Consider the following 25977-nt stretch of genomic DNA (forward strand, 5'->3'; position numbering starts at 1 on the left):
GCGGACACGCATCGGAGTCCGGACGAATATCGTTGCTTGTACCGGATTGCGTCCCCATTTTCCCGCATGCGCATGCGGGGGCGGGGGCGATCCGCCTACGCGCGCCGCGCGGTCGCCACCCGTGCAAGCGCGCCGATCGCGTCGCTGACGAGTACCGCGAGCAGCCCGACGATTACGCCGCCCTGCAGCACGAACGCAGTGTTCGATGTCTGCAGGCCCGCGATGATCACGTCGCCGAGCCCGCGCGCGGCGACCGTCGAGCCGATCGTCGCGGTGCCGAGGTTGATCACGACCGCGAGCCGGATTCCGTTGACGATCACCGGGAACGCAAGCGGCAGCTCGATCGAGATCAACTGCTGCCAGCCGCTCATCCCCATCCCGCGCGCGGCGTCGACAACATCGCGCGGCACGTCTTCGAGCCCCGCGATCGTACTTTCGAAAATCGGCAGGAGCCCGTACAGAACGAGCGCGATCAGCACGGGTTTCAGCCCGAAACCGACGGCCGGCACCGCGAGCGCGAGCACCGCGACCGGCGGGAAGGTCTGGCCGATATCGACGACGCTGCGCGCGACCGGCAGGAAATCCGCGCCGGACGGCCGCGTGACCGCAATGCCGGCCGCGACGGCGACCAGCGTGCCGATCAGGCTCGACAGCGCAACCGTGCCGAGATGCGCGAGCGTGAGGTCGAGCAGGCTCGCGCGGTCGTAGATCACCGGCGCACCGTTGTCCGCGAACGGCGCGAACACCCCCTGCAGCCACATCGGGCGCAACAGCAGCACGAGCAGCAGCGCGAGCGCGGCCGCGCGGGCCGCATGGGCGGGAAATGCCGAACGCGCGGGCCGCGCGCGGTGCGCCGTCATGCGGGCTTCCTCGCGTGCGCGCGGATCGCATCGAGCGTGATGCGGCGCGCACCGTGTCCGTCGCGCCCGTTGCCATCATCGATGGGCAGTGCATCGACACCGCGCCACAGTAGCTCGGAGACCGCGTCGCGCAGCGTGCGCGTCGCGGCGATCGGTTCGCCGTCGGCATGACCGGGTTCGGCCACCGCGTCGATCGGCGTCAGCGCGAGCAGGCGCAGCGGCCGATCGACGCCTGCGACGAGTTGCTCGACGACGCCGGCCGCCGGCTTGCCGAGAATCTCGGCCGGCGGCGCGACCTGCAGCAGCCGGCCGCCGTCCATTACCGCGATCGTGTCGCCGAGCTTCAGCGCTTCCTCGATATCGTGCGTGACGATCACGACCGTGATGCCGAGGCGGCGCTGCAACGCGAACAGGTCGTCCTGCGCCTTGCCGCGAATGATCGGATCGAGCGCGCCGAACGGTTCGTCCATCAGCAGCATCGCAGGCTCGGCCGCGAGCGCGCGCGCGACGCCGACGCGCTGCTGCTGGCCGCCCGACAGTTCGTGCGGCAGCTTGCCCGCGAACTCGGCCGGCGCGAGATGGAACAGGTCGAGCAGTTCGTTCACGCGCGCGTCGATGCGATCGGACGGCCAGCCGAGCAGGCGCGGCACGGTCGAGATGTTGCGCGCGACGCTCCAGTGCGGAAACAGGCCATGCCCCTGGATCGCATAGCCGATCCCGCGCCGAAGCTGCTCGGGCGCGACGGTGGCCGTATCGACGCCGTCGATGCGGATCGTGCCGCTGGTCGGCGCGATCAGCCGGTTGATCATGCGCAGCAGTGTCGACTTGCCGCTGCCCGATGCGCCGACGAGCGCGGTGATCGTGCCGCGCTTCATCGTCAGCGATACGTCGTCGACGGCGGGGACGTCGCCGAAGCGTTTGCCGACACGTTCGATCTCGATCATCCTGCACGCCCCTTCGCGAGCGAGGTCGCGGCTTCGAACACGACGGCGGCCGCCAGCGCGAGCGCGATCGTCGGGATCGCGCCGAGCAGCACGAGATCGGCGGCCGATTGCCCGATCCCCTGGAAGATGAAGGTGCCGAACCCGCCGCCGCCGATCAGCGCGGCGACCGCGGTCAGGCCGATGTTCTGCACGAGCACGATGCGCACGCCGCTCAGGATCACCGGCAGCGCGAGCACGAGATCGACGTGCAACAAACGCTGCGCGCGCGTCATGCCCATCGCGCGTGCCGCTTCGGTCACGTGCGGCGGCACCTGCGCGAGCCCGACCACGACGCTCGATGCGATCGGCAGCAGCGAATACAGGAACAGCGCGAGCACCGCCGGCGCGACGCCGATCCCGCGGATGCCGAGCGCGGCCGCGAGCGGCACGTGCGCGGCGAGCAGGCCGAGTGGCGCCATCATCAGCCCGTACATCGCGATGCTCGGGATCGTCTGCACGATATTGAGCACGGGCATCGCGACAGTGCGCACCGCCGCCACGCGTGCGCACGCGATGCCGAGCGGCAGGCCCGCGACGAGCGCGGCGGCCACCGAGCCGCCCGCGAGCGACACGTGCCGGCTCGCTTCGCGCCAGAAATCGTCGCTGCGCACCGCGTATTCGCGCATCACGGAGAGGCCGTCCCACCAGCCGCTCGCGAGCGGCACCGATATCGCTGCAATCGCGACGACGAGCGCGACGAGGCGCCGCCACGGGCCGAATGCGAGCCGCGCGAGCGCATCGGCGACCAGCACGGCCCATGCGAACAGCAGCAGCCAGACACCCGCGGCGGGCGATACGCGCGCAAGCATGTCGTCGGGCGCGACGACATGCGTCGCGGCCGCGCCGACCGCATACGCGAGCGTCGCGAGCCACGCACAGCCGGCCGCGAGCCGCCACGCGGGGCGGCTTGCCGTCATCGCCCACAGCGCGCCGACGATCCACAGTGCGGCGAGCGCGGCACCCTGCATCGCCGGCAGAGCGGCGAACACCGACAGCCCCGTGCCGGCCGCGATCCGGTTCGGCCGCAGCACCGCGAACGGCAGGCCGAGCACGGCGACGATCGTCAGGACACCGATCAGGATGCCGACCTTGTCGGCGGTCACGCGCCGCGCGGACGCTGCCGCGCGATCCGTCATTTAACGAAACCCTTCGATTTCAGATAGCTTTTCGCGACGCCGGCTGCCGGCTCGCCGTTGATCTGGATGCGTGCGTTCAGCGTCTGCAGCGTCTTCAGGTCGAGGCTCGCAAATACGGGTTTCAGGTAGTCGGCGATCTGCGGATGCGCTTTCAGCACGGCTTCGCGGATCACGGGCGTCGGTGCGTAGACGGGCTGCACGTGCTTGTCGTCGTCGAGCACCGCGAGGCCGCTCGATGCAATCCCGCCATCGGTGCCGTAGACCATCGCGGCGTTCACGCCGTCGGTCTGGTTCGCGGCGGCCTTGATCGTCGCGGCCGTGTCGCCGCCGGACAGCACGACGAGCTGGTCGGGCTTCAGCTTGAAGCCGTACGCTTTCTCGAACGACGGCAGCGCGGACGCGCTGTTCACGAATTCGGCCGACGCCGCGAGCTTCAGCTTGCCGCCGCCCGCGACCCACTTGCCGAAATCGGAGAAGGTCTTCAGGTGCTGCGACTGCGCGACGGGCGCGAGCACGGCGACGCCCCACGTGTTGTTCGCGGGCGCCGGCGCGAGCCACACGAGATGGTTCGCCGCGTAGTCGAGCTTCTTCGCGGTGTCGTAGCCCTGGCTCGCGTTCTTCCACACGGGATCGTCGGCCTTGTTGAAGAAGAACGCGGCGTTGCCCGTGTATTCGGGGTAGATGTCGATCTCGCCGCTCGTGAGCGCCTTGCGCACGATCGGCGTCGTGCCGAGCGCGATCTTTTCGGTGACGGGGATGCCGTGGGCCTTCAGCACCTGCGCGATGAGGTTGCCGAGCAGGTTGCCTTCGGTGTCGATTTTCGACGACACCACGACGGGTGTGTCGGCGTGCGCGCCGGGCGCAACAATGGCGGCGGCGAACGCGAGGCCCAGGATCCGGGCGGGCAGGGCGAACTTCATCGGGCCAATCTCCAGGACGGGGGCGTACGCCGAAAGTTACTTGACTGAGCCGGCTTTGGCAAACCGCGTGCGGCGGCGTGTCCACAGCCCGTGTGGGGATAACCCGCATCCGTCATGCGGGCTTGCTACACTGAAATCCATTCCCGCCTGCGGACAATTGCTGACATGAAGCCCGAGCTGCTGGTCCTCATCGCATTGCGCGGCGACGCGCATCGCAAGATCGCCGCGTCGTTCGACGTGCGCTATGCCCCGACTCCCGAAGAGCGCGAACGCGCGATCGCCGAATACGGCGGCGCGATTCGCGCGGTGCTGACCAACGGCAGCATGGGTCTCGCCGCCGCCGAGATCGACCGGCTTCCGCAACTCGCGTTCGTCAGCGCGCTCGGCGCCGGCTACGAGCATATCGATGTCGCGCATGCAAAGGCACGCGGCATCACGGTCGTCACGGGTGCGGGCACCAACGACGATTGCGTCGCCGACCACGCGTTTGCGCTGCTGCTCGCGGCGGTGCGCGGCGTCGTGCGGCTCGATGCGAAAACCCGCGCGGGCGTGTGGCGCGACGGGCTGCCGATGCCGCCGAACGTGTCGGGCAAGAAGCTCGGCATCGTCGGGCTCGGCAAGATCGGCGAGAAGTGCGCGCGCCGCGCGGCCGGCTTCGACATCGAGATCGGTTATCACAACCGGTCGCCGAAGCCGGTTCCCTATCGCTATTTCGACCGGCTCGACGCGCTTGCGCAGTGGGCCGATTTCCTGATCGTCGCGACGCCGGGCGGCGCGGGCACGCGGCACCTGATCGACCAGGCGGTGCTCGATGCGCTCGGCCCCGGCGGTTTTCTCGTCAACGTATCGCGCGGCAGCGTTGTCGATACCGCTGCTTTGGCGGACGCGTTGCGCGAAGGGCGCATCGCGGGCGCGGGGCTCGATGTGTATGAAGGCGAACCGGAGCCGCCGCGCGCGCTGACGGATCTCGACAGCGTCGTGCTGACGCCGCACATGGGCGGCTGGTCGCCGGAGGCGCTCGATCGCTCGGTGCAGCAGTTTCTCGACAACGCGGCGCGGCATTTCGCGGGGCAACCGGTGCTGACGCCTGTTTAACGCACGTTTGAATCAGGTTTCGCGGCGATCAAGCGGTGCGGACGGCGACCGACGTCAAGGAGACATCGGTCGCCGTCCGCTTTGATTCACACGCTTGCGCTCACGACGAAACCAGCGGCACCGTGACCGACGTGCCGGCCGGATCGAGCGTCAGCCCGGTGCCGGGCGTCGGCCGCAAGGTTGCCTCGTTGTCGCTCGACAGAACGACGAGGCTCAGCCGGTGGCCGGCTTCCAGCTTGTAGTCGCGCGGCATGAACGTCAGCTTCAGGTCGTACGGCATCCCGGGCAGCACGGGTTCCGTCAGCCAGTCCGACAACCGGTTGCGCGGGTCGGTCCACGCGCGCGTGACGATCGTGGCCGTGCCGTCCGGCGCGCGATCGACGAGCAACGCTGTCACGTTGGCCACCGCCGTGAAGGTCAGCCTGACGCGTGCGGTCGCGGCGCCGGACAGGCGCGTCGCGGCCGTGAGCGGCGCGGTTTCGAAACGGCTGCGATTTTCGCCGGTCGGCGCGTTCGCCAGCGTGAGCGCGGTAATGCGCGCATCGTCGGTGAAGCGGGCGAGCGGGCCGCCGGTCGGCATCCGCAGCAGCGTGCCGGTGCCCGCGCCGTCGCCGCCCGCGAAATACGTGACCGCTGCGGTGTGGCGTGCGGCCCAGTCGGCTTCCTTCAGCAGCGTGCCGTCCGCCTGCTCGATCACCGCGCGCGGATCGCGCTCGACGCCGTTGTCGAAGCCGATCAGGTAGCGCGTGAACCAGCGGTTCACCTCCGCGGTCCACGCATCGGCCATCGCCGGCACGCGGGTCGGGTCGGTGTGCTTCAGGCGGTGCAGCCACAGCTGGGTCGGCACGCCCTGGCGCCGCATCGCGAGATACCACGACGTCGACTGGTCGACGCGCACGTTGTCGTCGGTCAGCCCCTGCGCGACGAGCGCCGGCGCGACCGCGAACGCGGTCGGGATGTTGCGCGCGGCCCAGAACGGCGAATAGTCGCCAGTCTTGCGATCCTCCTGCTGCAGCGCTTCGTCGATCAGGTGCGTGCAGCGCTCCGGGCGCGCGTTCGTCAGCAGCGCCTTGATGTACACGTCGACGTCCTCGCCCTGATAGCCTTCCGGCGCGCGCACCAGCCCGCCGGAGCGGTAGTAGCCGTACATGTTCGACAGCCCGGCGACCGGCACGATCGCGTCGAGCCCGCGCGTGCGCAGGCTTGCCACCATCTTCGGCAGCGTGCCGTCGTACGACACGCCGTACATGCCGACGTGGCCCGTCGACCAGTTCGCGACGACCGTCTTGCCGTTCGCGTCCTTCGCGGTCGCGTCGCGGCCGAGCCAGCGGATCACCGACGCCATCGCGACCGATTCGTCGCGCGTCAGGATCGTCGGGCAGCCGTCCGAGCCGGCGGTGCCGAGCGAATCCGCATAGACGATCGTGAAGCCGCGCGGCACGAAGTAGCTTTCGATCCACGAGCGGCCGGCGGCGGCCGCTTCGACCTGTTGCAGCATCCGCGTCTGCGGTGCGGCGGCCATGATGCGCGCTGACGTCGATGCGGCCGCGGATGCGGATGCGTTGGCGGCCGGATGCGGCGTGCCGTCGAGCTCGACGTCGACGTTGTGGTCGGGGCTGTCGGCGAGCCCCGCGTAGTACGGGCTCGCGAGCACGATGACGGGCGTGCGCGCGCCGTTCGCGGTTTCGGCCGGGCGCACGATGCGCACGTGGATGCGGTCGCGTGTGCCGTCGCCGTCGGAATCGACCGGCGTGTCGACCCACGCGTTTTCCTCGATCGTGCCGCCCGACAGCGACGGCTGCACCTGGCCGTTCGCGATCACGGGCCGGTAGCGCCCGCCGCTGGCCGGATTGGCGTACGGGACGCCGGACGGCGAAAAGCGTGACGCCAGCGACTGCGTACCGGCCGCCGATGCGGCGGCCCCCTCCTGTTGGCCCTGCGCGAGCGCAGATGCGCCGGCCACGCTGCCGCCGTCGTCGCCGCCGCAGGCGGCGAGCGTCGTGGCCGCAACGAGCGCGGGAAGCCATGCGCGCCGCGATCCGGTTCGATGAATGTTCATTGCAGACCTCTTGTTGTGATTGTCCGGAACCGGCCGATCCGCGATATGCCCCCTGCGGCCCGGCCGGGTGCTGCATCGGATGAAGCGGAACTGCACCTTCGAAAGCGCCGGGCGAACCGCCCGGGTGTCACGGCCGGTGTTGACGCGCGTCACGCGGCGCGCAACCCGGCGAGCGGGGCGATGGCATCGCCCCGCTCGAAAATCGTCAACGCAGCGGCCGGTTCGGGTTGTGCGGTGGACGCGACACCAACGGTACGCTTCGAATGCAGGAGTGCGAATCAAATGCGGGTATGCCCGACCTTCCTTCAAGTTTCGGATGAAACGGAACGGCACGATGCGATGAGGCGGGGATGTTGCGAACGGCGGTGCTGCAACGGCAGGAAAGCGCGACGCGTGTCGGCATGGCTTGCCGGATTTCTTTCCGGAAGCTTGCGCAAAACTTATCTCAGTGAAATCTCCGTGTCAAACTTTTTTAGTTTTGGTCAAACAAAGTTTCGACGTGCGCGCGGCATGCGGCCGCCAATCCGTGAGGGCAGAAGACCGTCGGCACGCGCGCGGAACTCGGCAACGCCGGCGCCAGACGCTGCGCCTATTCGTCGCGCAGCGCTTCGGCCGGCCGCACTCGCGCGGCGCGCCAGCTCGGGTAGAGCGTCGCGACGCACGACATCAGGAACGCGGCCGTGGCGATCTCGATCACGTCGATCGCCGCGAGCTTCGACGGCAGCGAACTGAGGAAATACACGGACGGCGTCAGGAAGCGGATGCCGAGCAACTGCTCGATGGCCGGCAGCACCCACGGGATGCTCACCGCGATCGCGCAGCCGAGCGCGACGCCCGCCACCGTGCCGGCGAGGCCGATCGTCATCCCCTGGATCGCGAAGATCTTCGTGATCGACCCGGGCGGCGCGCCGAGCGTGCGCAGGATCGCGATGTCGCCTTGCTTCTGCGTGACGGTCATCACGAGCGACGACACCAGATTGAACGCGGCGACCGCGACGATCAGCATCAGGATCAGCGACAGCATGCGTTTTTGCAGCCGCTCGGCTTCGAACCAGGTGCGGTTCTGCCGCGTCCAGTCGCGGATATAGAGGTTGCCCGACAGCGAGCGGGACAGCGCCAGCGCGATTTCCGGCGCGCGCTGCAGATCGTCGAGGCGCAGCCGGATGCCGGTCGGCGCGGGCACGTTGAACAGCTTCTGCGCGTCGCGGATGTGGATGTACGCGAGCGCGCTGTCGTACTGATAGTGGCCCGACTCGAACGTGCCGACCACGTTGAACTGACGGAATTGCGGCAGCGCGCTGCCGATGCGCGCGGTGTTGCCGGGCGCGAAGAACGTGATGCGGTCGCCGATCTTCACGTGCAGCGCGTCGGCCAGCGCGGCGCCGAGCACGATGCCCATCTCGCCCGGCACTAGCGCGTCGAGGCGCCCGGTCTTCAGCTTGCGCGCGATCTCGGACACGCGCGGCTCGAGCACGGGATCGATGCCGCGCAGCGCGACGCCCGTCACGCTGCCCGCGTTCGTCAGCAGCGCCTGCGCATCGACATAGGGCGCGACGGCGCGCACCGCCGGGTTCTGCAGCGATTCGTGCGCGGTGAGCCGCCAGTCGGGCATCGCGCCGGACGGCGAGAAGATTTCCACATGCGCGAGCACCGACAGCATCCGGTCGCGCACCTCGGTGCGAAAACCGTTCATCACCGACAGCACGACGATCAGCGCGGCGACGCCGAGCGCGATGCCGGCCATCGCGGCGCCGGCAATGAACGACACGAAGCCGTCGCCGGCCGAGCGCCGGCCGCCGCGCGCGTAGCGCAGCCCGATCTGCCATTCGAACGGGAGTTTCAAGCGATTTCCTTTCAATTCGATACGAACCACGTCGAGCCGCGCATTCTAGCGATTCCGGCGGGACCGCGTGCGGAGGTCGGGCGGCGGGCGGAACGCCGCCCGACCGGCCGGTCATCGGCCAGCGTTGCGCGCCCGCACACCGATATTTCCATCGTTTCGGCTCTGGCTGATAATGGCGCCCAGCATCCGGTCGAACATACCAAGCATTCACGGCGCAACCGGGCCGCGCCGTCACAGACCCATAACAATTCGGGGAGCGTTGCCGCATCGGGCAGCATGTCCTTGACAAGGAAATAACAAATGGATTTGCTGCGCTTCCTGCTGCTCCTGCCGATTCGCGCGGCGGGCTTCGTCTGGCGCCTGCTCGGCCGCGTGCTGCGGCCGCTGGTCGGCGACGTGTCGTGGACGGCGCCCGCGTGGGCGGGCGTCACCACAGCGGCGGTGCGCCGCCGCCCGTGGCATGCCGGCGGCATCGTGCTGCTCGCGGCCGCGCTCGGGTACGGCTGGCACTGGTACAAGCACCGGCCGAAGCCGCCGGAGCCCGAGACCGTCAGCTTCACCGTGAAGGCGCCCGCCGTCACGACCTACGAGGTCGACGACAGCGGCAAGCCGAAGATCACCGTGCATCCGCTCGAACTGGCGTTCTCGCGCTCGGCCGCGCCGATCGAACTCGTCGGCAAGCCCGCCGAGAAGGGCATCGAGATGACGCCCGCGCTGAAGGGCGCGTGGCAGTGGGCCGACGACAAGACGCTGCGCTTCACGCCGGCGGCCGACTGGCCGGTCGGCGCGCACGTCGAGGTGCACTTCGCCGTGCACCAGGCGTTCGCGCCGCAGGTGGTGATGGCCGACGATCATCTCGCGTTCGACGTGCCGGCGTTCACCGCGCAGTCGGGCAGCAACGAGTTCTATCAGAACCCCGACAATCCGGCGGAGAAGCAGGCGCTGCTGCAGCTCCGCTTCAACTATCCGGTCGATCCGGCCGAGTTCGAGAAGCGCATCGGCCTCGTGCTGGTCGGCCGCGACGGCAAGACCGTGTCGCCGCTGCGCTACACGGTCAACTACGACAAGACGAAACTGAGCGCGTGGGTCTACTCGCAGCCGCTCGAGATTCCGAAGGATCCGCTGTCGGTGCGGCTCGACGTCGACAAGGGCGTGCGCAGTTCGCGCGGCGGCGACGGCACGAAGGACGTGCTGCACGCGTCGGTCGCCGTGCCGGGCCTGTACAGCCTGTCGATCGACAACGTCGCGCCGACGCTCGTCGACAACGCGCGCTACGAGCCCGAGCAGGTGCTCGTCGCGGAAACGTCCGACGGCGTACGCAGCGCCGATCTCGCCGCGCGCGCGAAGGCGTGGGTGCTGCCGAAGCGCAAGCCGGGCGTCGATCAGTCGGACGACGATCCGCCGTACGAATGGAACGTGGCCGACATCAGCGATGCGGTGCTGAAGCAGTCGAAGCCGCTGCCGCTCCAAGCGATCCCGACCGAGGACGATTTCGCGACGCTGCAGAGCTTCAAGTATCACGCGACGCCGGGCGAGCGCGTTGTCGTGCGTTTCGACGACGGGCTGAAATCGGTCGGCGGGTACTTGCTCGGCAAGGCCGTCACGACCGCGTTCACGGTGCCCGATTATCCGAAGCTGCTGCGCTTCATGGCCGACGGCTCGCTGCTGTCGATGAGCGGCAGCAAGCGGCTGTCGGTCGTGTCGCGCAACCTGCCGGGGATGAAGGTCGAGATCGGCCGCGTGCGGCCCGACCAGCTCCAGCATCTCGTCAGCTTCAACAACGGCACGTACGCGCGCCCCGAGCTGTCGTATTCGTTCAGCGAGGATCACATCGTCGAGCGCTTTGTGCAGACGCGCGCGTTCCCGGCCGGCGACCCCGGCAAGGCGCACTATGAAGGCATCGATCTCGGCCAGTATCTGAAGGACGGCAAGCGCGGCGTGTTCCTGCTGCACCTGTCGAAGTACGATCCTGCCGCCGAGAAGAAGAAAGCCGACGACGCGAAGGACGGCGATGCATCGTCCGACGGCGGCAGCCAGGATCAGTCCGACAACGCCGATTCGGGCGACAACAACGGCAACGGCGACGACAGCGACAATGCGCTCGGCGACACGCGCCTGATCGTCGTGACCGATCTCGGGATGCTGGTCAAGCGCGCGCTGGACGGCAGCCAGGACGTATTCATCCAGTCGATCCGCACCGGCCGCCCGGTTGCGGGCGCAACCGTGTCGGTGCTCGCGGTGAACGGCCAGGCGCTGTTCACGCAGACGACCAGCGCCGACGGCATCGTGCATTTCCCCGCGTTCAAGGGGCTCGACCGCGAGAAGCGTCCGCAGCTGTATGTCGTGAAGAAGGACACCGACCTGTCGTTCCTGCCGGTGGCCGGCCGCGATCGTCAACTCGACTTCTCGCGCTTCGACGTCGACGGCGAACGCAATGCGACGGGCCAGGGGCAGCTGTCCGCGTACCTGTTCTCGGATCGCGGCCTGTACCGGCCGGGCGACCCGTTCCACATCGGCCTGATCGTGCGCGCGGCGAGCTGGGCGCGCAGCCCGGCCGGCGTGCCGCTACAGGCGGAGATCGTCGACCCGCGCGGGATCACCGTCGAGCGCAAGCCGGTGACCGTCGACGCGACGGGCTTCACCGAGCTCGGCTATACGACGGCCGAAACGGCGCCGACCGGCACGTGGACGGTCAACCTCTACATCGTCAAGGACGGCCAGCCCGGCGCCGAGCCGATCGGCAGCACGACGGTGCAGGTGAAGGAGTTCCTGCCCGACCGGATGAAGGTCGACGCGAAGCTGTCGCAGCAGGTCGTCGAAGGGTGGGTGAAGCCGAAGGGGCTGAAGGGCATCGTCGATGCGCAGAACCTGTTCGGCACACCGGCCGAGAAGCGCCGCGTGGCGGCAACGCTGACGCTGCGCCCCGTATGGCCGTCGTTCCGCAGCTGGCAGGGCTATCGCTTCTTCGACGCACGGCGCGCGAAGGAAGGTTATACGACGACGCTGCAGGACGGCACGACCGACGACAAGGGGCACGCCGAGTTCGACCTCGATCTCGACAAGTACGCGGACGCGACCTACCAGCTCTACTTCCAGGCGAAGGCGTATGAAGCGGAAGGCGGGCGCAACGTCGCCGCGAACGCGCAGACGCTCGTGTCGAACAACGACTGGCTCGTCGGCTACAAGTCGGTCGACGATCTCGGCTATGTGAAGCGCGGCAGCCCGCGCACGGTGCGGCTCGTCGCGATCGATCCGGGCGCGAAGGCGATCGACGTGAAGGACCTGCGCGCACAGCTCGTCGAGGAACGCTACGTGTCGGTGCTGACCAAGCAGGATTCCGGCGCATACAAATACGATTCGCGGCTGAAGGAAGTGCCCGTCGACGAGAAGCCGCTGACGATTCCGGCGGCCGGGCTCGACTTCACGCTGCGCACCGACAAGCCGGGCAGCTATGCGCTCGTGATCCGCCGCGCGGACGGCACCGCGGTGAACCGGATCGAGTATTCGGTCGCGGGCGACGCGAACGTCACGCGCTCGCTCGACCGCAACGCCGAGCTGCAGGTGAGCCTCGCGAAGCACGACTACAAGCCGGGCGAGCAGGTCGAGATCGCGATCCGCGCGCCTTACGCGGGCAGCGGCCTGATCACGATCGAGCGCGACAAGGTGTATGCGCACGCATGGTTCCATGCGGACACGACCAGCTCGATCCAGCACATCACGGTGCCGGCCGGTTTCGAAGGCAACGGCTACATCAACGTGCAATACATCCGCGATCCGTCGTCGGACGAAATCTTCATGAGCCCGCTGAGCTACGGCGTCGTGCCGTTCTCGGTGAACCTCGACGCGCGCCGCAACGCGCTGACAGTCGATGCGCCCGCGCTCGTGAAGCCGGGCGACACCGCCACCTTCACCGTGCATTCGGCGAAGCCCGCGAAGGTCGTCGTGTTCGCGGTCGACGAGGGCATCCTGCAGGTCGCGCGCTACAAGCTCGGCGATCCGCTGAAGTTCTTCTTCCGCAAGCGGATGCTGGAAGTCGGCACGTCGCAGATTCTCGACCTGATCCTGCCGGACTTCGAGAAGCTGATGGCGATGGCCGCGCCCGGCGGCGACGCCGACGACGCGATCGGCCGCCAGTTGAACCCGTTCAAGCGCAAGCGCGACAAGCCGGTCGTCTACTGGTCGGGGATCGTCGACGTGAACGGCGACACGCGCCTGAGCTACACCGTGCCCGACTATTTCAACGGGAAGCTGCGCGTGATGGCCGTGTCGGTGTCGCCGGACCTGGTCGGCACGTTCGAAGGCGCGACGACGGTGCGCGGCGACTTCGTGCTGTCGCCGAACGTGCCGACGACACTTGCGCCCGGCGACGAAGCCGACGTCAGCGTGGGCGTCGCGAACAACCTGACGGGCGTCGGCAACCAGCCGGTGCCAGTTGCAGTCACGCTGAAGACCGGCCCGCAGTTGCAGGTGATCGGGCCGGCGACGCAGAACGTCGCGCTCGCGCCGCAACACGAGGGCGTCGCGCTGTTTCGCGTGAAGGCGACCGACACGCTGGGCTCGGGCATGCTGTCGTTCGGCGCGCGCTACGGCGCGAAGGGCGCGCAGCAGCGCGTCGACGTGTCGGTGCGGCCGGCAGCCGCGTTCCGCACGCAGCTCGACATCGCGCGGCTCGATCCGGGCAAGAAGGCGAGCGTGCCGAACCTGCGGCCGATGTACGACGCGTATGCGTCGCGCGACGCGAGCATCTCGACCGCGCCGCTCGTGCTGTCCGAAGGGCTGTCGTCGTATCTGGTCAACTTCGACCACTACTGCAGCGAGCAGATGGTGAGCGCGTCCGTGCCGCGCGTGTTCGCGTCGAAGTGGCTGTCGGTGCGCGCGCTGACGAGCGCGATGCATGCGCCCGAAGCCGGCGCCGATGCGGCGAACGCGAGCGCGATCGCGCAGTTCCTCGGCGTGCTGCGCAGCCGGCAGAACGCGCAGGGCGGCTTCGGCCTGTGGAGCGCGACGCCCGACGCCGATCCGTTCGTGTCCGCGTACGCGATGCACGTGCTGCTCGACGCGCGCGAGCGCGGCATCGCCGTGCCGAAGGACATGTTCGATGCGGGCAACGCGTATCTGCAGAAGCTCGCGGCCAACGATTCGCTCGGCTCGCTCGACCTGCTGCGGCAGCGCGCATACGCGGTGTATCTGCTGACGCGCCAGGGCAACGTGACGACCAACAGCCTCGCGGCCGTGCAGAAGCGGCTGCAGGAGGCCTATCCGAACGACTGGAAGAACGATCTCGCGGCCGCGTGGCTCGCCGCGTCGTACCAGCTGCTGAAGCAGGACAAGGAGGCGGCCGCGCTGATCGCGGGCCCGCAGGCGCTGCTCGAACGCAAGCGCGCGTCCGACGACGATTACACGACGGGCTACTACATCGATCCGCTGACGCGCGACGCGAGCGTGCTGTACCTGCTCGCGAAGCACTTCCCCGAGCGCGTGCGCAAGCTGTCGCCGCGCGCGATGGACAACCTCGCCGCGCCGCTCGTCGACAATCGCTACAACACGTTGTCGTCGGCGATGACGATCCTCGCGCTCGATGCGTATGCGGCGTCGAACGCGGGCCAGCTCGACCAGCTCGCGATCGACGAGGTGCGCGCGGGCGTCGCGCCGAAGGACGTGTCGGCGATCCAGGCGAACCTCGTGCGCTCGGGTACGTGGGCGGCCGGCGCGTCGCGCGTCGACTTCGTGAACGGCAGCGCGCTGCCCGCGTGGTGGGTCGCGAGCCAGTCGGGCTACGACCGCGGCACGTCGACGAAGGCGATCAAAAACGGGCTGGAGATCGTGCGCGACTACACCGACACCAACGGCAAGCCGTTCGACAAGATCACGCTCGGCCAGGAGATCGACGTGCACCTGAAGATCCGCGCGACGGGCTCGGCGAGCGTCGGCAACATCGCGATCGTCGACCTGCTGCCCGGCGGCTTCGACCCGGTGATCGCGCCGCCGCCCGCGACTGACGCGCAGGACGGCGACAGCAACGGCGACAGCAACGGCGGCAGTGGCGACGGCGGCGCGTCGGCGCCGGCGGCCGATGCGCCGTGGCGTTCGCCGATCGGCGTGACGGGATCGACGTGGCAACCGCAGTTCGCGGACGTGCGCGAGGATCGCGTGGTGATCTACGGCACCGCGACGACCGATGTGCGCGAGTTCGTCTACCGGATCAAGGCGAGCAACGCGGGCCGCTTCGTCGCGCCGCCCGCGTATGGCGAGTCGATGTACGACCGACGCGTGCAGGCGCAGGCGCCCGGTGGCACGACGCTGACGGTGGAGCGGGTGCGATGACGGTGCGGCCGACTTTGCCGTACAGGCCGCGCCGCGCAACCGGGGCTCGCGCGCGTGGCTGACGCATCCGTGCTCCGGCGCGCGCTGCATGGCGCCGGCCGCTGGCTGCATCGCTGGCAGAACTGGATCGCCGGCGCGCTGCTCGTGTTCGGCGCGCTGGCCGCGTGCCGGCAGTGGCCGCATCCGCCGCTGCGCGACTGGAAGCCGTCGTCGGTCGCGGTGGTCGACGCGCAGGGCCGGCTGCTGCGGCTCACGCTCGCGAAGGACGATCGCTACCGGCTGTGGGTGCCGCTCGACCGGATGTCGCCGCAACTCGTCGAAGCCGTGATGCTGCACGAGGACCGCTGGTTCTGGTGGCATCCGGGCTTCAACCCGTACGGGCTCGCGCGCGGCGCGTGGATCACGTATGTGCGCGGCGGCAATCCGCAGGGCGGTTCGACGCTGACGATGCAGCTTGCGCGTTCGCTGTGGCGGCTGAATACGCGCACGCCGGCCGGCAAGCTCGAGCAGGTCGCACGTGCGGTGCAGCTCGAACTCTTCTACTCGAAGCGGCAGATTCTCGAAGCCTATCTGAACGACGCGCCATACGGCCGCAACGTCGAAGGCGCGGGCACCGCGAGCGTCGTCTATTTCGACCGGATGCCCGATGCGTTGACGCTGCCCGAGGCGCTCGCGCTCGCGGTGATTCCGCAGGACCCGGCGCGACGCGTGCGCGGCGGTCAGGACGAGATCAACCGCGCGCTGGCCGCGTCGCGCAACCGGTTGTACGCGCGCTGGCTGACGCACCATCCGGGCGATGCGTCGTTCAAGCCGTTGTTCGCGTTGCCGCTCTCGATGCGGCCGCTGTCCGCGCTGCCGTTCGACGCGCCGCATGCGGTCGACCAGGCGCTCGCCGCGCGCAGCGCATGGCACACCACATCGGGCGAAGCCGATGACGCGAGCGACGCCGGCGCGCGGCTCGTGACGACACTCGATCTCGACCTGCAGCGCACGCTCGAACGGCAGATCGCGCGCTATGTCGCGCGCAACGATACGCGCGGCGTGCGCAACGCGGCCGCGCTGCTCGTCGATACGCGCGACATGGGCGTGAAGGCGCTCGTCGGCTCCGCGAACTTCTTCGACCGCTCGATCGACGGGCAGGTGAACGGCACGCTCGCGCGGCGCTCGCCGGGCTCGACGCTCAAGCCGTTCATCTATGCGCTCGGCTTCGACCAGGGCGTGCTGCATCCGCAGACCGTGCTGCGCGACGTGCCGACCGCGTTCGGCCCGTATGCGCCGGAGAATTTCGATGGCCATTTCCTCGGGCCGATTACCGCGACCGACGCGCTGAACCGCAGCCGCAACGTGCCGGCCGTGTGGGTTGCGTCGCAGCTCAAGTCGCCCGACCTCTACCGGTTCCTGCAGGAAGCCGGCGTGCGCCGGCTCGCGAGCGCGCAGCACTACGGGCTCGCGCTCGTGCTCGGCGGCGGCGAAGTGACGATGCAGGATCTCGCGGCGCTCTACGCGATGCTCGCGAATCGCGGCGAGTTCCGGCCGCTGCGGCTGCGCGCGGACGAGCCGGCCGCGCCCGGCCGGCGCCTGCTGAGCGCGGAGGCGAGCTACATGACGATGGACATGCTGCGCCAGCACCTGCGCCCCGACGAAACGAGCGGCGCGCAGCCGTCGAGCGTGCCCGTCTACTGGAAGACCGGTACGTCATGGTCGTTCCGCGATGCGTGGACGGCTGGCGTGTTCGGCCCCTATGTGCTGGTCGTGTGGGTCGGCAACTTCGACAATTCGACCAACACGGCTTTCGTCGGCGTCGACGCGGCGGCGCCGCTGTTCTTCCAGGTCGTCGATGCACTGAACGCCGAACGCACGCTCGTCGAGCCGCCGCGCGCGGTGCCGCCGCACCTGAAGCGCGTGCGGATCTGCCTCGCGAGCGGCGACCTGCCGAACGAGTGGTGCCCGCAGCAGGGCTGGACGTGGTTCATGCCGGGCACGTCGCCGATCCGCGTGAGCACCGTGCACCGGCCCGTCGTAATCGACGACGCGACGGGGAAGGCTGCGTGCCCGCCGTACGACGGCAAGCGCACGCATACGGAGATCTTCGAGTTCTGGCCGTCGGATCTGCAGCAGGTGTTCGCGCAGGCCGGCATTCCGCGCCGGCGGCCGCCGCAGAACGCGGAGTGCCGCGACGCGGGGCAGGTCGAAGGCGACCCGCCGCGCATCACGTCGCCGCTGCGCGGCAGCACGTATGCGATGCGCGTAAAGAGCGCGGACGATACGCGCATCGCGTTCAACGCGACGGCCGACGCGAGTGCGCATGCGCTGTACTGGTTCGTCAACGATGCGTATGCCGGCCGCAGCGCGCCGGGCGACGCGCTGTTCTGGCAGCCGCGGACGGCCGGCAGCTATACGGTGCGGGTGGTCGACGATCACGGGCGCAGTGATCAGCGACCGCTGGCGGTGGGGCTGGAGCAGTAGTCAAGCAAGCGCGCGAATGCCAATGGCATCCTGATCGCGCGATCAATCGCGCGCCGACGTGCAGCCGGACTGCTTCGAAATTCGCAAGGCGGCGCTCAGGATTTGACCCAGACGCGCGCCTGCTCCAGTTCGTTGACGTGGAACGCCTTGACTTCGGCCTTCGTAAAGAACCGCGCGAGATGCGTCGAGGCACGGATCCAGCCCTCATCGGCCACGACGGCGGCGCGCGTGATCTTGCGGGCCACGGAAACGCCAAGCGTGACATCGGTCCACAGCGCCTTCGGCTCGATGCCGGTGAAATGCTCGATGCGTTCGAGCACGCGGGTCTTGCCGTTCAGTTCGAGATCGCCACGCATGCGCTCGATGGCTTCGCGCAGATCGTGGTCGGTGATCTTGCCTTCGACGGATATTTCGATGACAGGGGAATCGGGCTCGGTGTGATACTGGATCATGGTAGGACCGCCTGACTAGGGAGACGTTACACGCCCAGGCGCAGTGCAGTGCAGCGCGGTGCGGATGAGCCTGGCGTTCGACGACTTCTTCACGATACCCCTTTTCATACTGCTCGGTTAGCCAGGTTTCACGTCGTTCAGAGCAGGCTTGCGATCCCGCCCCGTTACCATCTTCCCGCCCGTGCGACACGTGTCGCCGCATGGCCAGCCGTTCGGTTGGCGTAAGAGCACGGACGTTCGTCATCACATTGAAAGGGACGCTCGAACGCCCCCACCAACCTGGAAGCCGCCGTCGTGCAAGCGCAAGGCTGTCAGGCCGCCCAGGGTCGATCAGCCGGTCCGACGGCTGCTCGTTCAACCACGGCATTCCGACGAGCAGGTGCTCGACAAAACCAGGGTGGCCGGCGTCAGACGGCGAGCGGGGCCCGTTCTGGGCACTGATGACCGTTTTGGCTCGTCCCGGATCACCCACTGTGGCGACCGGCGGCGGTCTATACCTGATCATGGCGACGCTGCGGCCGCGCAACGCAACCATGCCGGCTCGCGCTTGAGGGTTTCGTTAGCCTCAGGAGCGGCAACGATGCCGATGGTTGGCCGTCGGCGGACATGCTAGGATTTCTCTCAAACAACTCCGGAGACTGCAATGCCGTTCATCTGCGAAAACGTTGAATGTCGTGCCGTGCTGGCTCGTGGGCAGGTCAGATCCAGTCACGAGGACGAGGGGTGGTGTTTCTACTGCCCGGACTGCAAAGTCAGGAATGAGTTGAAAGATATCGGCGTACCTGGCGGCCCTGTCGAGTTGGTTCAGCCAAAAAGATCCGATCTTCCGCACAAGGTAATCGCGACTGCTCGACCATTGGAGGACGGCAGATACGCAGCGCAACTGCGCGTTCAGAGGGCACTCGGTGTGAAAGGAACGTACGCGGCCGAAGAGCACTGGGAGCAACTCGGTGTATTCCTCGATGCGCAAGAGGCCGTAGCGCATGCGAAGTCTTTCGCAACAGACCTGCTGGAACGAACGGCCTAGTCGCGAGTGGCACGCTGGATTGTGCAATACCTGGCAATGCGCGGATCGGTACGGCAGGCACACGGCCGTAGATCCGCGCGACAACCTGGTGCGATACGGCGCGTTCGATACGCGCTATAAACGAGTGCCGCACCAGTCCGAATACCCTACCAAACAAGATGCGACTGGCTTGAATTCAACCAGCCTTGACTCACGCAGCACCACTGGCAGCGAGCTTGACAAATAGTCTGGCTGCTTCGTTGCCATGGGACAAAGCGCGCAGTGCAAGGGAGAGCGCCAGCTGTGCGTCGTGGGAGGCTGCGCTGCGATCCTGATCGAAGAGCTTGACGGCATGGCGCATATGCTGCGCTGCCTGCGTGTGAAGCTCCACGGCCGCCGCATGATGTTTTGCCACGTCCGCGGCACTTGCGCTCGAGCCGGCCGATGGAGGCGTTATCGCTGGCGTATTGGCGCTGTGCGCACCAGAGTCGTGTGCCTGATCGATCGCATGCAACGTGTGGCCATGGGCCATCATCGCCTGATGTGCGGCGTGGGCAAAGTCTTGACCGTCCTCGAAATGCCGCGACGCCTCGCGGTGATGTCGCGCGGCCTGCTCGTGGTGTGACGCTGCGGCTTCGAGATGGCTTTTCTTGCTGTGCTTCGTGTTCATGCCGGCTCCTGTGCAACTTCAGGAATGACTCGGATGGCGACCGATTCGAAGACACAGGGGCGGGTCGCAACAAGATCCTAATCTACACGCACTTGCGCCTTCCGTGACATTTGCGTCTCGCGGAAAATCGACATCGCGTTCGCCTGGTTTTCGAGCCGGGTTGTTGTGGTGATCATGCGTATTGGACCGCGCGAACAAGGCGTTAGCGCGGCTCTCATGTTTTTTTGCGTCGCGGGGGAAAGAGCGCAACCAGGCACTGCGTAGCTAGCAGCGCCTGTTCAGCCTCTGTGTGGATCCGCATGCGCCAGTCGGAAGGTTGCAACCTCAGTAGCGGGGCAGGCACCGGAAATTCGAGGGGACACACGTCTCAACCACCGAGGTTCGACACTGAACTGCCGGGCAGGCGGTGTCGAACTCATGCACATGATAGCGAAATGGCAGATTGAGGTAGTCGGCATGGTTCAGCCGCCTGGCAGTTCTACGATCTTTCGAAATAAGCATTCCTATTCGTGCCGTCTCGATTTTTCCTGATTTTCGTTGCCGCGACCGATCCGATCGTGGATGACCTGGCAGGACTCCGGCCTTGTTTCGGGCAGTGGGTGGCGATGCAGGTGCGTGCTGGGCTGGTTGCGCGGCCACTGGCGCGTTTGCAGTTGATGCAATCGGGGCAGGCGCCGGCGGCAGTGCCGCGCATCGGTGTCTCGTAGTACAGCTGGCCGGCGCGGCACCCCGCACCGCTACGTTTTTCAGTGGCGATCGACGTCGATCTTCTTGACCATTGATCTGCGCGGCGCAACCAGGCGGTAACCGCTAGAATTGCGGCTTTAGCCCGGAATACGCCAATGTCTTTTGCCTCGCTTGGCCTGATCGATCCCTTGCTGCGTAATGTGCAGGACCTCAATTACCAGACACCTACGCCGGTGCAGGCCAAGGCGATTCCTGCTGTGCTCAGTGGCAAGGACGTCATGGCTGCTGCACAGACCGGCACGGGCAAAACGGCGGGTTTTGCGCTGCCGCTGTTGCAACGGCTGGTGCAACACGGCCCGGCGGTGTCCAGCAACCGCGCGCGTGTTCTGGTGCTGGTGCCCACGCGTGAGCTGGCCGAACAAGTGCTGCAAAGCTTTATCGAATACGGCAAGGGCCTCGACTTACGATTTCTGGCCGCCTACGGCGGTGTGAGTATCAACCCGCAGATGATGAAGTTGCGCAAAGGCGTGGATGTGCTCGTTGCCACGCCGGGCCGTTTGCTGGATCTCAATCGCCAGAACGCAGTGCAGTTTGATCAAGTACAAACGCTGGTGCTGGATGAAGCCGACCGCATGCTGGATCTGGGCTTTGCGCGCGAACTCGACGCCGTCTTTGCTGCGTTGCCCGTTCAGCGCCAGACCCTGCTGTTCTCCGCCACGTTTACCGACGATATCCGCGCCATGGCGGCGGGCATTCTGCGCGGCCCGGTCAATATCAGCGTCAGCCCGCCCAATGCCACGGCCAGCAAGATCAAGCAGTGGGTGGTGCCGGTGGATAAAAGGAACAAGCCTGACCTCTTCATGCACCTTGTGGCCGAGAACCGCTGGGAGCACGCGCTGGTGTTCGTCAAAACCCGCAATGGCGTGGATTACCTGGCGGCCATGCTGGATGAAGCGGGCTATGCGGTCGATACCATCCACGGCGACAAACCGCAACCCGCGCGCCTGCGTGCGCTGGAGCGCTTCAAGACGCGCGAAGTACAGATGCTGGTCGCCACCGATGTGGCTGCGCGCGGGCTGGATATCGACGACCTGCCGCTGGTGATCAACGTTGATCTGCCGATCGTGGCGCAAGACTATGTGCACCGTATTGGCCGCACCGGCCGCGCGGGCGCCAGCGGCGTGGCGGTGTCCCTTGTGTGTGCCGATGAAGCGCCGCAACTGGCCGCGATTGAAGCGCAGATCCGGCAAACGCTGCGCCGTGAAGAAGAGCCGGGTTTTGAAGCCGAACACCGCGTGCCGGAAACCAGCGCGACGGGCCAGATCATCAAGAAACCCAAAAAGCCCAAGAAGCCCAAGGCGCCGCAAGCTGCGTCGGGCGCCATGCAGGTGCCCGGCAAAAAGCCGCGCCCGCAAAGTGGCGAAAACAAACGCAAGCCTGCGGCGCCGCGCGCTGTGGCCGCGGGTAAAGGCACAAGCTTGTCCAGCGGTAACCCATTCAGCGTGCCAAAGCCACGCAGCAAACCCGCCAGCAAGCCAGCTGCGGGTTCACGTAAGCCGGCCGGCAAACCCGCTGGTGGCCGTGGCAAACGCCAACCCTGATCCGTTGGGATGAGTCACGCCAGCCCTGGAACAGGCTGGCGGTTTGCGGCCCGCTGGCAGGCAGCGGCGCGGCTTCGGCGTGCATCAGGTCGGCGGGTAACGGCGCACCGAATCCAGGAGCCATGCCAACTTCGGGGCCGAACGGGCGTTGAAATCGTGCGTAGCGAGCGTCCGATCGAGGTCGTCCCTGGCGAATGTGTCCGCTTCTCACACGAAAGCCGTCATTTGATCGGCTCATCGCGAACTACCGCTTTGGATCGGTAAGCGCCATCCACGGAAATCCGCGAAGGACCTTTCTTTCTTCCTCTCCGACCCGATTCCAGTCGTGTCGGCGCGCAGGCAACGCGCCGCGTGCGGCCATCACCCGTCGTCGGCCTTCGCCTGCAAACCCTTCAACCCCTGAATCACGACCAGCAGCGCGCGCCCGTGCTCGTCGGAGCCGTCCCACGCGTCGACGATCGCGTCGCGCAGCAGGTCGTTATACCGGCGGCGCGATGGCTCCGTATCGACACCATAGAAACTGCATAGCTTATTGAATGGAACGCTGCGGCGTAGCCGATGCCCGTTCGACAGCCGAAGGCGCGAAACGGTTGGCTGGCTGACCCCGGAAAGTCGCGCGATTTCGCTGGACGAGCGTGTATCTGCCATCAAGCGGCGCAACAGGTCTTGAACGGGAAAATCTTGGTCCGGGGCTTCCATGCGATGCATTATACCTATACAGTTAGGGCTGTTGAATGGGCTTGCTGTCACCAGCGAGGCTGTATCCCGAGAAAGTTGATGACACTGAAACACCTTCCACCCACGTTCTGCTGGACCAAGATCGGTAGCGAGTCCGGCGAGGAACTGCCGACCGTCGTGCTCCGCAAGGAATGGGAGCGCCGGCTCGGGGGCGGGCGTTTTCTGTGGGGCATCAATCAGCCGCTCGGCAGCAGCGCGCAAGTCGCTGCGCATCGCACGGGTTCGCTGCTCGCGCTGTTTTCGCCGGTCGCGTCGCGCCCGCGCGCGGGCGAGCGCAAGGACGCGCTGCTGTGGAATGCGTGGGTCGATGCGAGCGGGCAGGTGCGGCCGCTTCCGCCGCACACGTTCATCGCGAGCCGTTCGACGCTGCCGTCGGGCCAGCGTCGCGAACAGCACTACGCGCTCGTGTGCGTGTCATCCACCGCGCTGACGGTCGGCACGCAGTTGCGCGTGTTTCCCGATCACCTGCGCAGCGTGAGTACGGGCAAGCCGCTTGGCGCTGCACAGGGCGCGGCCGTGGTCGATTGCGTCGGGCGCGCGAGGGAGCAGACGGGCAAGAGCTATCCGCTCGCGCTGTCGGTCGAGCTCGAAGCACCGTATTTCGTGCGGCTCGCGCAGCCGTGCGTGCTGAAGGCGCGCGATCTCGCCGAAGTGAACAAGGCCACGCGCGCGGGCGATTTCGATCGCTTCGTCGAACTCGTCGCGCGCTTGCGCGGGCGTTCGCCGACGGATGCCGTGCGCGGCGTCACGCGCGATCTGTTCGACGTGCCGCCGATCGAAACCGCGGCCGCGTATGTCGCGCCCGCGCATGGGGCGCGATTGCGCAGCCGGCCGGCGGTCGAGCATCCGCGTGACGTTACGGGCGATCTGTTCGACCTGTCGCCGGGCGAGGCGACCGCGTTCGGCGGTCTGGCGCATCCGCGTGTCGGGCGAGCGTGACGTATGACATTCGCGCGGCGGATGCGCGGCGCGTGATGAAAACGTGGGAAAAGGTCGCGCAAGAATTTGTTGCAATCTCGCCATAGCGGATCGGCGAGCGCAGAGGGACAATCGGCACGAAGCGCGCTGCGCGGCGGCCGATGTGTCGACAATCGATGGGTCGTGGTTCACGCCGCCGACATGCGCACCACGCACACTGAGCGTCGGCTTGCTTCACACTAGGGCCTGTTCCCGCTAATAACGGGCTTGCGAACGTGCCTTGCCGGTCGTAGTGCAAGGAGTGAGGAGCGCCGTTTGGCCGAGCCAAACGCCCCGAAGGAAGTCCCCTTGGGGGACAAGCGACGATCGACGCCGCAATACGGCCGGCAAGGCGCGTTCCCCTGATTGGAAAAAATCGTTTGTGGGGCTGGCGCAAGCCCGTTATTAGCGGGAACAGGCCCTAACCCTGAGGGAGAAGTGTCGATGTCGACCCACATCTGTTCGCGGGAAGCCCGGGCCGCGCAACGCTTCGTCGAAGCGACGCGCAACGTCGATCAAGCCTTTCGCGCCGTGCGCGGCGAAAGCGACGACGATGGTTCGTCGGCCGAATACGCACGCGCGATGTCGCGCCTCGATCGCGCGCTCGACGAGCTGGCGCGTGCACAGGAATTCTTCGACCGCGTGGTAAGCGCCGACGCGGCGCGCGGCAACTGATTCCGCCGCTTCCGCTGTTTCGCGCGTCGGGCGACGCGCGTTCATCTTCTTGCCGGGCATGCCGCCCGGCCTGTCATTCGTTCACCCCGCCCAGACTTCAGACCTTGCGGCCTTCGACCGGATAGCCGGGATCGGTATAGCCGTGCGTCGACGCATGCCCGGGCGGCACGAGCGAATCGACGAACCGCTCGTCGTCGGGGCCGAGTTCGAGCGTCAGCGCATCGATGTAGCTGTCCCAGTGCGCTTCGGTGCGCGGCCCTGCGATCGTCGAGCTGACGATGCGGTTCTTCATGACCCACGCGAGCGCGAATGCAACCGAGGTCGTGCCGCGCGCGGCTGCATGCGCGGCCACCTGTTGCGCGATGTGCAGCGATTCGGGTCGCCATTCCGTCTGCTGGATGCGCCGGTCGCCGCGGCCCGCGCGCGAATCGGCGGGCGGCTGCGCATCCACCGCGTATTTGCCGGTCAGCACGCCGCGCGCGAGCGGGCTGTACGGCACGACACCGATCCCGTAATGCGCGGCGGCCGGAAGCTGTTCGACCTCGGCCGTACGATCGACGAGGTTGTACAGCGGTTCGCTCGCGACCGGACGATCGATGCCGAGCTGGTCGGCGAGCCGCACGATCTCGGCGATGCGCCAGCCTTTGAAGTTCGACAGCCCGAAGTAGCGCACCTTGCCTTGCCGGATCAGGTCGGCCACCGCGCGCATGGCTTCGTCGAGCGGCGCGTCGGTCAGCGCACGATGGAAATAGAGGATGTCGATGTAATCGGTGCCGAGCCGCTTGAGGCTCGCGTCGACCGATTCGAAGATCCATTTGCGCGACTGGCCCTGCCGGTTCGGCCCGGCGTCCGGTCCGGCCGGATAGCCGAACTTCGTCGCGACGACCCAGCTGTCGCGACGCGGCGCGATCGCGCGGCCGACGATTTCTTCCGAGCGTCCGGCGTGATAGACGTCGGCTGTGTCGATGAAATTGACGCCCTGGTCGAACGCCTTGTCGACGATGCGTGCCGACGTCGCTTCGTCGGTCTCGCCGCCGAACATCATTGCGCCGAGACACAGCGGCGACACCTTGAGCGCGCTGCGCCCGAGATAGCGGTAATCCATCAGGAGGCTCCATGCGGGCGCGGGCCCGCCGGTTGAATGAAAGGGGTGCGGCGCTTAGACGCCGGCTTCGTCGAACACGCGTTGCGCGATCGGCAGCGCCGAACTCGCAGTCGGCCAGCCCGAGTAGAACGCGAGGTGCGTGATCGCTTCGATCAGCTCGTCGCGCGTGAGGCCGTTGTCGAGCGCTTTCTTCAGGTGGAACGGCAGTTCGTTGACGCGATACAGCGACACGAGGCTCGCGACCGTGACCAGGCTGCGATCGCGCGGCGACAGGCCGGCGCGCTGCCAGACGTCGCCGAACAGCACGTTGTCGGTGTAGTCGGCGAGGGCGGGTGCGATGGCGCCGAACGCTGTGCGCGCGGCGGAAGTCGGTTCGGACATCGATGGCTCCGGGGGAATT

The 25977-nt window shown here is 67.4% G+C and carries 18 protein-coding genes; 7 read left to right on the top strand and 11 right to left on the bottom strand.

Annotated elements, in window-relative coordinates; translation table 11 throughout:
- Positions 1–95: 95 nt before the first annotated feature.
- The 4 genes from CUJ89_RS19130 to CUJ89_RS19145 are packed head-to-tail and all read right to left on the bottom strand — an operon-like array spanning position 96 to position 3899.
- Positions 96–860 carry an ABC transporter permease gene (locus CUJ89_RS19130; RefSeq protein ID WP_114179070.1) on the bottom strand — a complete coding sequence of 255 codons (765 nt, stop codon included), beginning with the start codon at positions 858–860 and terminating at the stop codon, positions 96–98.
- Positions 857–1804, bottom strand: a complete 948-nt coding sequence (locus CUJ89_RS19135; protein WP_114179071.1) for an ABC transporter ATP-binding protein — start codon at positions 1802–1804, stop codon at positions 857–859. Before CUJ89_RS19135 ends, CUJ89_RS19130 begins: the two co-directional genes overlap by 4 nt.
- Entirely contained in the window at positions 1801–2979 is a 1179-nt protein-coding gene (locus CUJ89_RS19140; RefSeq protein WP_114179072.1) for an ABC transporter permease, read from the bottom strand. The genes CUJ89_RS19135 and CUJ89_RS19140 overlap by 4 nt, the downstream gene beginning before the upstream one ends.
- Positions 2976–3899 carry an ABC transporter substrate-binding protein gene (locus CUJ89_RS19145; protein WP_114179073.1) on the bottom strand — a complete coding sequence of 308 codons (924 nt, stop codon included), beginning with the start codon at positions 3897–3899 and terminating at the stop codon, positions 2976–2978. The genes CUJ89_RS19140 and CUJ89_RS19145 overlap by 4 nt, the downstream gene beginning before the upstream one ends.
- Positions 3900–4064: 165 nt before the next feature.
- Here CUJ89_RS19145 and CUJ89_RS19150 point away from each other — a divergent pair, with 165 nt between their 5' ends.
- Entirely contained in the window at positions 4065–4994 is a 930-nt protein-coding gene (locus tag CUJ89_RS19150) for a 2-hydroxyacid dehydrogenase (RefSeq protein WP_114179074.1), read from the top strand.
- Positions 4995–5094: 100 nt separating this feature from the next.
- On the opposite strand, the gene CUJ89_RS19155 is transcribed toward CUJ89_RS19150, so the two are convergent.
- Together CUJ89_RS19155 and CUJ89_RS19160 are read right to left on the bottom strand one after the other, a co-directional pair.
- Positions 5095–7053, bottom strand: a complete 1959-nt coding sequence (locus tag CUJ89_RS19155; protein ID WP_114179075.1) for a Xaa-Pro dipeptidyl-peptidase — start codon at positions 7051–7053, stop codon at positions 5095–5097.
- 589 nt (positions 7054–7642) lie between these two features.
- Positions 7643–8896 (bottom strand): lipoprotein-releasing ABC transporter permease subunit, encoded by a 1254-nt coding sequence (locus CUJ89_RS19160; protein ID WP_201752367.1) that lies wholly within the window; start codon positions 8894–8896, stop codon positions 7643–7645.
- A gap of 300 nt (positions 8897–9196) precedes the next feature.
- Between CUJ89_RS19160 and CUJ89_RS19165 the strand changes: the two genes are divergently transcribed.
- The gene (locus CUJ89_RS19165; RefSeq protein ID WP_114179076.1) at positions 9197–15220 is read left to right on the top strand and encodes an MG2 domain-containing protein; all 6024 of its coding nucleotides are present in this window, start codon (positions 9197–9199) and stop codon (positions 15218–15220) included.
- A 54-nt stretch (positions 15221–15274) separates the two neighbouring features.
- Positions 15275–17686 carry a penicillin-binding protein 1C gene (gene pbpC, locus CUJ89_RS19170; protein ID WP_114179077.1) on the top strand — a complete coding sequence of 804 codons (2412 nt, stop codon included), beginning with the start codon at positions 15275–15277 and terminating at the stop codon, positions 17684–17686.
- A 95-nt stretch (positions 17687–17781) separates the two neighbouring features.
- On the opposite strand, the gene CUJ89_RS19175 is transcribed toward pbpC, so the two are convergent.
- A complete protein-coding gene (locus tag CUJ89_RS19175; RefSeq protein ID WP_114179078.1) occupies positions 17782–18138 on the bottom strand; it encodes an STAS/SEC14 domain-containing protein in 357 nt (118 codons plus the stop codon).
- A gap of 643 nt (positions 18139–18781) precedes the next feature.
- On the opposite strand from CUJ89_RS19175, the gene CUJ89_RS19180 reads away from it, so the two are divergent.
- Positions 18782–19165, top strand: coding sequence for a hypothetical protein (locus CUJ89_RS19180; protein ID WP_114179079.1), 384 nt, complete (start codon positions 18782–18784; stop codon positions 19163–19165).
- 190 nt (positions 19166–19355) lie between these two features.
- Here CUJ89_RS19180 and CUJ89_RS38300 read toward each other — a convergent pair whose 3' ends face one another.
- A complete protein-coding gene (locus CUJ89_RS38300; RefSeq protein WP_201752368.1) occupies positions 19356–19814 on the bottom strand; it encodes a hypothetical protein in 459 nt (152 codons plus the stop codon).
- 842 nt (positions 19815–20656) lie between these two features.
- On the opposite strand from CUJ89_RS38300, the gene CUJ89_RS19190 reads away from it, so the two are divergent.
- Positions 20657–22102 carry a DEAD/DEAH box helicase gene (locus CUJ89_RS19190; protein WP_114179081.1) on the top strand — a complete coding sequence of 482 codons (1446 nt, stop codon included), beginning with the start codon at positions 20657–20659 and terminating at the stop codon, positions 22100–22102.
- 360 nt (positions 22103–22462) lie between these two features.
- Here the strand turns inward: CUJ89_RS19190 and CUJ89_RS19195 are convergent, their stop codons facing one another.
- Entirely contained in the window at positions 22463–22801 is a 339-nt protein-coding gene (locus CUJ89_RS19195) for a helix-turn-helix domain-containing protein (protein ID WP_114181449.1), read from the bottom strand.
- 78 nt (positions 22802–22879) lie between these two features.
- On the opposite strand from CUJ89_RS19195, the gene CUJ89_RS19200 reads away from it, so the two are divergent.
- Positions 22880–23779 carry a hypothetical protein gene (locus CUJ89_RS19200; protein ID WP_114179082.1) on the top strand — a complete coding sequence of 300 codons (900 nt, stop codon included), beginning with the start codon at positions 22880–22882 and terminating at the stop codon, positions 23777–23779.
- Positions 23780–24241: 462 nt separating this feature from the next.
- Positions 24242–24472, top strand: a complete 231-nt coding sequence (locus CUJ89_RS19210; RefSeq protein ID WP_114181450.1) for a hypothetical protein — start codon at positions 24242–24244, stop codon at positions 24470–24472.
- Positions 24473–24569: 97 nt separating this feature from the next.
- Here the strand turns inward: CUJ89_RS19210 and CUJ89_RS19215 are convergent, their stop codons facing one another.
- Together CUJ89_RS19215 and CUJ89_RS19220 are read right to left on the bottom strand one after the other, a co-directional pair.
- Positions 24570–25577, bottom strand: a complete 1008-nt coding sequence (locus CUJ89_RS19215) for an aldo/keto reductase (protein ID WP_114179084.1) — start codon at positions 25575–25577, stop codon at positions 24570–24572.
- 54 nt (positions 25578–25631) lie between these two features.
- Positions 25632–25958 carry a carboxymuconolactone decarboxylase family protein gene (locus CUJ89_RS19220; RefSeq protein ID WP_114179085.1) on the bottom strand — a complete coding sequence of 109 codons (327 nt, stop codon included), beginning with the start codon at positions 25956–25958 and terminating at the stop codon, positions 25632–25634.
- Positions 25959–25977 lie beyond the last annotated feature (19 nt).

The sequence above is a fragment of the Burkholderia pyrrocinia genome (assembly GCF_003330765.1).
GTDB lineage: Bacteria > Pseudomonadota > Gammaproteobacteria > Burkholderiales > Burkholderiaceae > Burkholderia > Burkholderia pyrrocinia_B.

What these genes read in the sequence shown, in the direction of transcription:
- CUJ89_RS19195 (WP_114181449.1), bottom strand. Translation starts at nt 22,801, where the DNA reads ATGGAAGCCCCGGACCAAGATTTTCCCGTTCAAGACCTGTTGCGCCGC.
- CUJ89_RS19190 (WP_114179081.1), top strand. Translation starts at nt 20,657, where the DNA reads ATGTCTTTTGCCTCGCTTGGCCTGATCGATCCCTTGCTGCGTAATGTG.
- CUJ89_RS19155 (WP_114179075.1), bottom strand. Translation starts at nt 7,053, where the DNA reads ATGAACATTCATCGAACCGGATCGCGGCGCGCATGGCTTCCCGCGCTC.
- CUJ89_RS19210 (WP_114181450.1), top strand. Translation starts at nt 24,242, where the DNA reads ATGTCGACCCACATCTGTTCGCGGGAAGCCCGGGCCGCGCAACGCTTC.
- CUJ89_RS19150 (WP_114179074.1), top strand. Translation starts at nt 4,065, where the DNA reads ATGAAGCCCGAGCTGCTGGTCCTCATCGCATTGCGCGGCGACGCGCAT.
- CUJ89_RS19165 (WP_114179076.1), top strand. Translation starts at nt 9,197, where the DNA reads ATGGATTTGCTGCGCTTCCTGCTGCTCCTGCCGATTCGCGCGGCGGGC.
- CUJ89_RS19130 (WP_114179070.1), bottom strand. Translation starts at nt 860, where the DNA reads ATGACGGCGCACCGCGCGCGGCCCGCGCGTTCGGCATTTCCCGCCCAT.
- CUJ89_RS19180 (WP_114179079.1), top strand. Translation starts at nt 18,782, where the DNA reads ATGCCGTTCATCTGCGAAAACGTTGAATGTCGTGCCGTGCTGGCTCGT.
- CUJ89_RS19145 (WP_114179073.1), bottom strand. Translation starts at nt 3,899, where the DNA reads ATGAAGTTCGCCCTGCCCGCCCGGATCCTGGGCCTCGCGTTCGCCGCC.
- CUJ89_RS19135 (WP_114179071.1), bottom strand. Translation starts at nt 1,804, where the DNA reads ATGATCGAGATCGAACGTGTCGGCAAACGCTTCGGCGACGTCCCCGCC.
- CUJ89_RS19220 (WP_114179085.1), bottom strand. Translation starts at nt 25,958, where the DNA reads ATGTCCGAACCGACTTCCGCCGCGCGCACAGCGTTCGGCGCCATCGCA.
- CUJ89_RS19200 (WP_114179082.1), top strand. Translation starts at nt 22,880, where the DNA reads ATGACACTGAAACACCTTCCACCCACGTTCTGCTGGACCAAGATCGGT.
- CUJ89_RS19215 (WP_114179084.1), bottom strand. Translation starts at nt 25,577, where the DNA reads ATGGATTACCGCTATCTCGGGCGCAGCGCGCTCAAGGTGTCGCCGCTG.
- CUJ89_RS19175 (WP_114179078.1), bottom strand. Translation starts at nt 18,138, where the DNA reads ATGATCCAGTATCACACCGAGCCCGATTCCCCTGTCATCGAAATATCC.
- CUJ89_RS38300 (WP_201752368.1), bottom strand. Translation starts at nt 19,814, where the DNA reads ATGAACACGAAGCACAGCAAGAAAAGCCATCTCGAAGCCGCAGCGTCA.
- CUJ89_RS19140 (WP_114179072.1), bottom strand. Translation starts at nt 2,979, where the DNA reads ATGACGGATCGCGCGGCAGCGTCCGCGCGGCGCGTGACCGCCGACAAG.